This is a genomic window from Botrimarina colliarenosi (assembly GCF_007859955.1).
GTDB lineage: Bacteria > Planctomycetota > Planctomycetia > Pirellulales > Lacipirellulaceae > Botrimarina > Botrimarina colliarenosi.
The window spans coordinates 1-6,067 of record NZ_SJPR01000018.1 but is presented as its reverse complement, the minus strand read 5'-3'; the positions used below and the strand labels follow the sequence as shown (position 1 = coordinate 6,067).

3 protein-coding genes are annotated in these 6,067 nt (G+C 57.0%); 1 reads left to right on the top strand and 2 read right to left on the bottom strand.

The window, feature by feature from the left end; genetic code table 11:
- Positions 1–1,303: 1,303 nt before the first annotated feature.
- Positions 1,304–2,638: a transposase gene (locus Pla108_RS20660; protein WP_231934575.1), complete on the bottom strand. Its 1,335-nt coding sequence runs from the start codon at positions 2,636–2,638 to the stop codon at positions 1,304–1,306.
- A gap of 232 nt (positions 2,639–2,870) precedes the next feature.
- On the opposite strand from Pla108_RS20660, the gene Pla108_RS20655 reads away from it, so the two are divergent.
- Positions 2,871–3,704, top strand: coding sequence for a phosphotransferase (locus Pla108_RS20655; protein ID WP_146446884.1), 834 nt, complete (start codon positions 2,871–2,873; stop codon positions 3,702–3,704).
- Positions 3,705–4,259: 555 nt separating this feature from the next.
- Here Pla108_RS20655 and Pla108_RS20645 read toward each other — a convergent pair.
- Positions 4,260–5,558 carry an outer membrane protein assembly factor BamB family protein gene (locus Pla108_RS20645; protein WP_146446882.1) on the bottom strand — a complete coding sequence of 433 codons (1,299 nt, stop codon included), beginning with the start codon at positions 5,556–5,558 and terminating at the stop codon, positions 4,260–4,262.
- Positions 5,559–6,067 lie beyond the last annotated feature (509 nt).

The window sequence follows — 6,067 nt, the reverse complement described above, 5'->3', positions numbered from 1 at the left end:
AAGTAACCGTCGCGCTAGAATGACCCGTAGGCAATAAATCGTGCGTCACGGACACCCGAAAGTTCCCTGCGGCGGCCTGACCACCGCCCGCATTTTGTTGGTTTGCGAAGTCACCGCGGGTGCCTCACCCGCGGCCTCGAAGAACCATGGCGAAGGCGCGGAGGTGTCGAATTTCGGGCGAGACCTCAGCGAGTTTGGCCGACGCGTAACTCGCCGGTGGTGGTCTACCTTCGGCGGCTTTGGCGAAGTCGAGATCTGCCGAGGCGACACGCACCGAAGCGACTAAGTCGCGGCTGGAACCCGCCGCAGTCGAGGCAACCTCGCTTAGCTGGGTAACGACTCAGCCGAACGAGGTAAGCTGGACCGTGGCGAGCAAACTCTCACTTCGAACACCCAGCTGGATTATGCCACCTCGCACACCTAAGATCACTACGAACAGATTCCCTCATACGCTGCAGCTACACGCATTGCGAGCCACCCTACAAGAAGCTGGAACCCTCTCCCATGTGCCGTGTCACATCGCATTTGCTTACTGCACTGCTTGCTCTGTCAACACACGATGCTCCAGCAGATTCCGTTGCGCACAGCCTGGCCAGCTCGCCATCGGGTGCCGCGCGTTCGCCAGACGTGGCTAGTAGTGAAATTGAAACCTCCGTACTCGATGCCCAACCCCCCGCCGCTGACCGTGTCGAAGCCGAAGTGCCGCCGCTAGAGCTATCTGATCATCTCGCAACCATCTTTGGCACATTGCTCGCCCTGACTATTGCGATCACCACCTACGCACGCTTCTTGGCAAGCAGGAACAAGTCTCACCTAGCGCGATATGGGCCGCCAGACTGGGCCGTCGCTCTGAAAAGCGTCCAATGGCCCCCATTCAATCATAGCGATGGCAACATACCGCTTGTCGACGTTACTCCCGAGACACAGCCTCGTTTGCTTGAATTGGTGTCGCACACAATTCAGCAGTTCGACCCGGATGTGCCCAACCATCCCGCCTGGCACGATGGTGGTGAAAGCATCCTACATGTACAGCATATTCAAGAGCAGTCTGCGACCGTCAATTTCAAGGTCACCCCACCACGCGGCATACCCCTGCTGCTTAGGTATCATAAGCGCTTAAGCAACACGCGATTCCAGCCCACTCGAGACTGGAGCATGCAGTCATCGCTAGCCACAGTACTACAGCTTCAAGAAAGCGTAGCAGATGCTGGCCACTCGCTATTCGAGTATGCAGAATACATGCGTCCCATTCGACGCCGACACTCAGACGGAAGGAAGGTTCTAGAATTGCCATCAGAATCCCTTAGCAGCCCGTTGATCTACGGGCCGCCACGAGTCGGATCAGCTTGATGACAGCTTGGAGGGCGGTGGCGAGTTGGTTGAGCAGCGAGCCGAGCAGGCCTTGCAGGGCCCGTGGCTTGCCGATGCCGAAGAGCTTCCTCATCAAGAGGCCCAGGTTCCTCGCCGCGGCGGTGATCAGCGTCTGTTTCCGCACCTTCTCGATCCCCCGCAGCCGCGTCCGCCTCGCCCCGCCCGTGTCGCAGACATGGGCGAAGCTGCGTTCGACCCGCTCCGACCTCAAGCGTTGCAGGCGGCTGTTCTTTTCGGTCTTCGTCCGCCGCCGGTTACCCTTCACCGCTCGCTGCACCTCGGGCGGCTTCTCGCCCAGCCGCGACTGGCCCCGCCGCTCCGGCTCCGGCACGTAGGTCCGCACGTTCAAGCCCTGCACCAACTCTAGCTGCTCCGCCGCGTGGTAGCCCTTGTCGGCTACCACCTCTTCGTAAACCTCCTCGCGTCCCGCTTCGGCCAGGTGCGTCCTCGCCGACATCGTCGTATCGGCCAGCGTCTGCGAGTCGCTGTGATCCGCGTGGTAAACCTCCGCGGCGACGATGAGTTCCGAGTCCAGGTCGATCGCGTGCTCCAGCTTGTACGCCAGGTGGGTCCGCTTGTCCTTAAGCTTCGCGATCCGCGCGTCCGGGTCGGTCGGCGACTCCCACTCGGCGTTGCTGACCTTCTTCTTCTTCCGCTTCTTATCGAACCGGCGGATTTCCTCGTCGGTCGGCTCTTCGTCCTCGGTGACCTCTCCCGCTTCTTGCATCAACCGCTTGACGTACGCCTTCCAATCTTCTCCCGACTCCTTGCGAACGATGCTCCGCATCGCCGCATCCGCTTCGAGCGTGGTGGAATCGACGCCCAGCGTCTTGCCCTTCAGCAGGCCCCGTTCGGCCGCCGCGGCCAGCACCAAGCGGAACGCCAACTCGTGGACCCCAATCGGCAGCCGGTCGCGGGTCTTGCTCAAGGTCGAGTGGTCGGGCGTTGCTTCGGTGAGCTTCACGCCGAGGAACTCGCGGAGGCTCAAGCTATCCGCACAACGCCAGGCGATGCCCCGTTGGCTCTCGATCGCCTCGAAGTAGCCGACGAACAGCATCCGGAAGTACGTCCCAGGCGCGATCGAGTCGCGGCCCCGGTTCGCCTTGTAGTACGGCTCGCACGCCCGTTCAATCGCCGCGTCGAAGTCGCACTCGGTGAGCAGTTTGTTCAGCCGCTTGTAGAACGCGTGCCCCGGGCTCTTCGCCAGCTCGCCCGACGCCACGAACAGCTCTTCCTGCGACTTCCGTCGCCGCTTCCCCATCCCCATCATTCGCCCTCCTGCAACCCAATCAACAACCCGGCCCTCAATCTAGCGCCATCCCGTGATCGCCGCGAGGGAAAATCAACGGGCTGTTAGAGAGGCATTCTGTAAAGCAGGGATCGACTTCCCCGATACTCCGACAGTTGCCGTGACAGTTCAAAGGTTTCTGGAAGAAGTCACGAGTGGGAAGATACGAAGGTATGAGGGGCGTTCGCTTGATGAAGTTCGAAGCGTAGGCATGAAGTATGCCCAGCTCAGCCAGCACATGAGTGGTCACATTGCCAATGTGGGGTTATCGTTGCGCGGATTGGAGGCAGCACGAGCCGACACGGCCATGCGCAGAGAGCCTTACAAAACAATCAGGGAGCTAAGTGCTAAGCATGCACGCATGATCGAAAGAACCGCATCTGACGGTGATGACAAATCCACGCTGTACAAACTTTTCACTGATCACGACTTACTGTTAAGTGAATGCTGGGATCGAGTCAAAAAAAGATACAATCGTCAGCAAAACCGCAAGAAAGCAACTTGGTTTAAGAGCGCGCGACCCACAGTGGTCTTGCAAGACTTTCACCCACACAATGTATTTGTAGATAGTGTTACACACCAGTGCGTTCTCATTTTTGATTACGAGGGATTCGGCACTAGCTGGAGCGTAAGTGAGGCATTGGCATTCGCGCTACACCGATTTACACGTGAGTATGTTGCAAAGTGCAGCGGCGTTGTCGGGGCTGGCTGTCGACCAGACCCTGCGGAGCAGTTGGCAGAAAGCGTTTCGGCTTTCCTTGGAGGATACGAAGCGGGAGGAGGTCGGATACCTAGTAATGCAATGCGCGACTTATGGCGGGATGTTATTGGAGTCACGCTTAACAAATGGTTAGCTATCACTGCGGAGTATGTAGATGCGGAAGAGGCGATACACACACACCCTCACTCTCTGTCTGAACACACTCTTCTACAGCAAGAGTATCCGAAGTTCGTGGAGTGTTTGAAAGAAGCGAAAGTGTATTCCCTGTTCGCTCACGGGAATCGCGTCGGGAAAGGCAACAATGCAGATGCGCGCCATTGTTAGCAATCGCCTACAGCTTCCGCATACGACGGCCAATTCGGCGTTATATACACGCATTTAGTGTCACGGGACCCATCAGTTGAATCGCCGCTATCCTAGTGGTGCATCTGGCTACCTGGCTGAAGTAGCCATCAAGTCGGTTACTCGAGACCGCAATCAAGTGCCTGAATCTGGGCCAGCTCCGGCGCGCTAGCGAACCGCGGAATCTGCGTAGGTCAGCTCAACCTCGTTCTGCTCGCCACTGCTCAAACTGGGCGAAGACGCATCGCCCGTTCGCAGATAGGACCTCCGCGAACCCGCAGCGGTGTCCGCGGCTGGACAAGACCTCAGCGAGTTGGCGTCACGCGGAACTCGCCGAAAATGGTCCAACCGACGTGATTTTCGCTCGCCTCAAACTTCACTGGGAGTTGCGCCGTTATTGCAGAACATACAGTGTTCGGCACCACTGCCCCGCTTTATTTGACAGCGCAACCTGGGCAGCAGTTTCATCGCTGCTGTGAAAACTCAGGTGCTACCAACGCGGGTCATCAGGGCACCCACCCTATACTCCAGTTGGCGTCACACGGTATGCCTTCTACAGCGGCATGAACGTAGCAACACCATGCAAGCCGAGGCAAGCATGATTGCACTTGAGGGCTCGGGCACTGTCGCAAGAGCATACACACCAGACGAGTTACTAATGAATAACATGCCATCGGTATAAGCAACTTCACCCTTCAGTTCGGTCGACCACAGCTCATCGAACGAAGAACGATCCAGCAGATAGGTGCGTTGATCTGTCTGAACGATTAGCGCGTCATCCGCAACAATTAAGTTGCCCGTTATAGCTTCTCCAGAAGGCGCAAACCACCTGTCTACCGGCGTCCCTGTAGCCTCATCAAGAACTGTCAGCTCGATACCGTTTGGAGCAAATACAAGCCCATCATCAACTGCGACGTAACCGTTGGTAAGCACAGGGTATCGCCAGACCACAGATTCAGTTGAGATATCGAACGACACAAGCTTGTTTCCATCGCGGGCACTGGAAAACGCCAAGACATTCCCCTGGCTACCTACGATTGGTGAAGCGTTGTTTCTGGTCCAAGTGTCGTCACTGTTGATGATAGTAAAGGCACTAGCCCCCGTCCTTCTATCGAAAGCGTACAAGCGGCCAGTCTTTGGGCCCGGACTTGCCGACGCAGCTCCCATGTACACGTAGACATGATCTTCGTCGGCGGCAGGAATCCACCCATATTGTTGGTTGACTTTCGCAAACCAGTCAACGCCGCCATTAACGCCATCGTAGGCATCTAATCCGCCGTAGTATCCGCCGGCTGCAAACACCTGATCGTCGATAACCGTGGGGCGACTCCCACTACTCCATTGTCCCGAGTGATTGGTGGCAAAATCGATATCCCCGTTTGCAGCATCCAGTCCAAAAACATAAGGATACTGGGAAGCGTTACCACCTGAAATTCCGGAATGCCCCCATTGGTGCACGTACACTTTGCCGTTTCCAATTGACGGTGCAGATATGCCACCACTGTATGGCTTGAAACCCCTACGCCAATCTTCGGCGGCGGTTACAGAGTCAACCGCGATCACACTGTACGGATCGGCACCATTCGTTCGAGCCGAGAAATAGACCGTACCCCCGTCTGATACAACGCCTGGAACGATCGAACCACCAAGATCAGTGGCCAGTATGCTCCACGCCTGCTTGAATCCAATTGCACCGATCGCCTCGCCAACGTTCCCGTTATGCCAAGCGTTGCCTTGATGTTGAGTCCAGGCGCCCAACGCATCTGAGTTGCTAATGCTGGATAGAGATAAGGCCAGGATGACGCAAGGCAGATAGGTGTTAGTCGTGGTTTTCACTAGTTATTCCCACTTTACGGTTAAAGAATGTGCGTAAAAAAATCTACCGCAAACCACTTCCTGGCCGTCGTTACGACGGGTGCGGAACAGTATGTTTGCGGCAGGCCTTGCTCTTGGCGATCTCTCGACGAGATTTAGTTTGCTTCTCCTAACGGGCGCCCGCAGCATAAGGGCGGTCACTACAGTTCGCAAGCAAGCGATCGTAGAGTTCCCCATAAACGGAGCGAGAAGTTTTCACGCCCACTCTGATTAGTAGCAGATGCCGCCCTGCCAGCAGACGGATGCCTCATCCGCGGTCTCGAAGCGATCTGGCTAACTCGCAGCGGTGTCCCAGCCGGCGGAAGACCTCAGCGACTTACCGGGGAGCGCAACTCCGAACGGATGGTCCAACTTCGGCGACATCCCCAACTCCCTCTTTGTTGTACCCACGGGGCTGACATGAGTTCGCAGCCCACTTATTCCACCTCGACGACCACCTGCCTGATCTCTCCTGTGAAACGGAAGGGCGG

Coding starts and splice junctions, on each gene's coding strand:
- Pla108_RS20660 (WP_231934575.1), bottom strand. CDS start 2,638: ATGGGGATGGGGAAGCGGCGACGGAAGTCGCAGGAAGAGCTGTTCGTG.
- Pla108_RS20655 (WP_146446884.1), top strand. CDS start 2,871: ATGAAGTATGCCCAGCTCAGCCAGCACATGAGTGGTCACATTGCCAAT.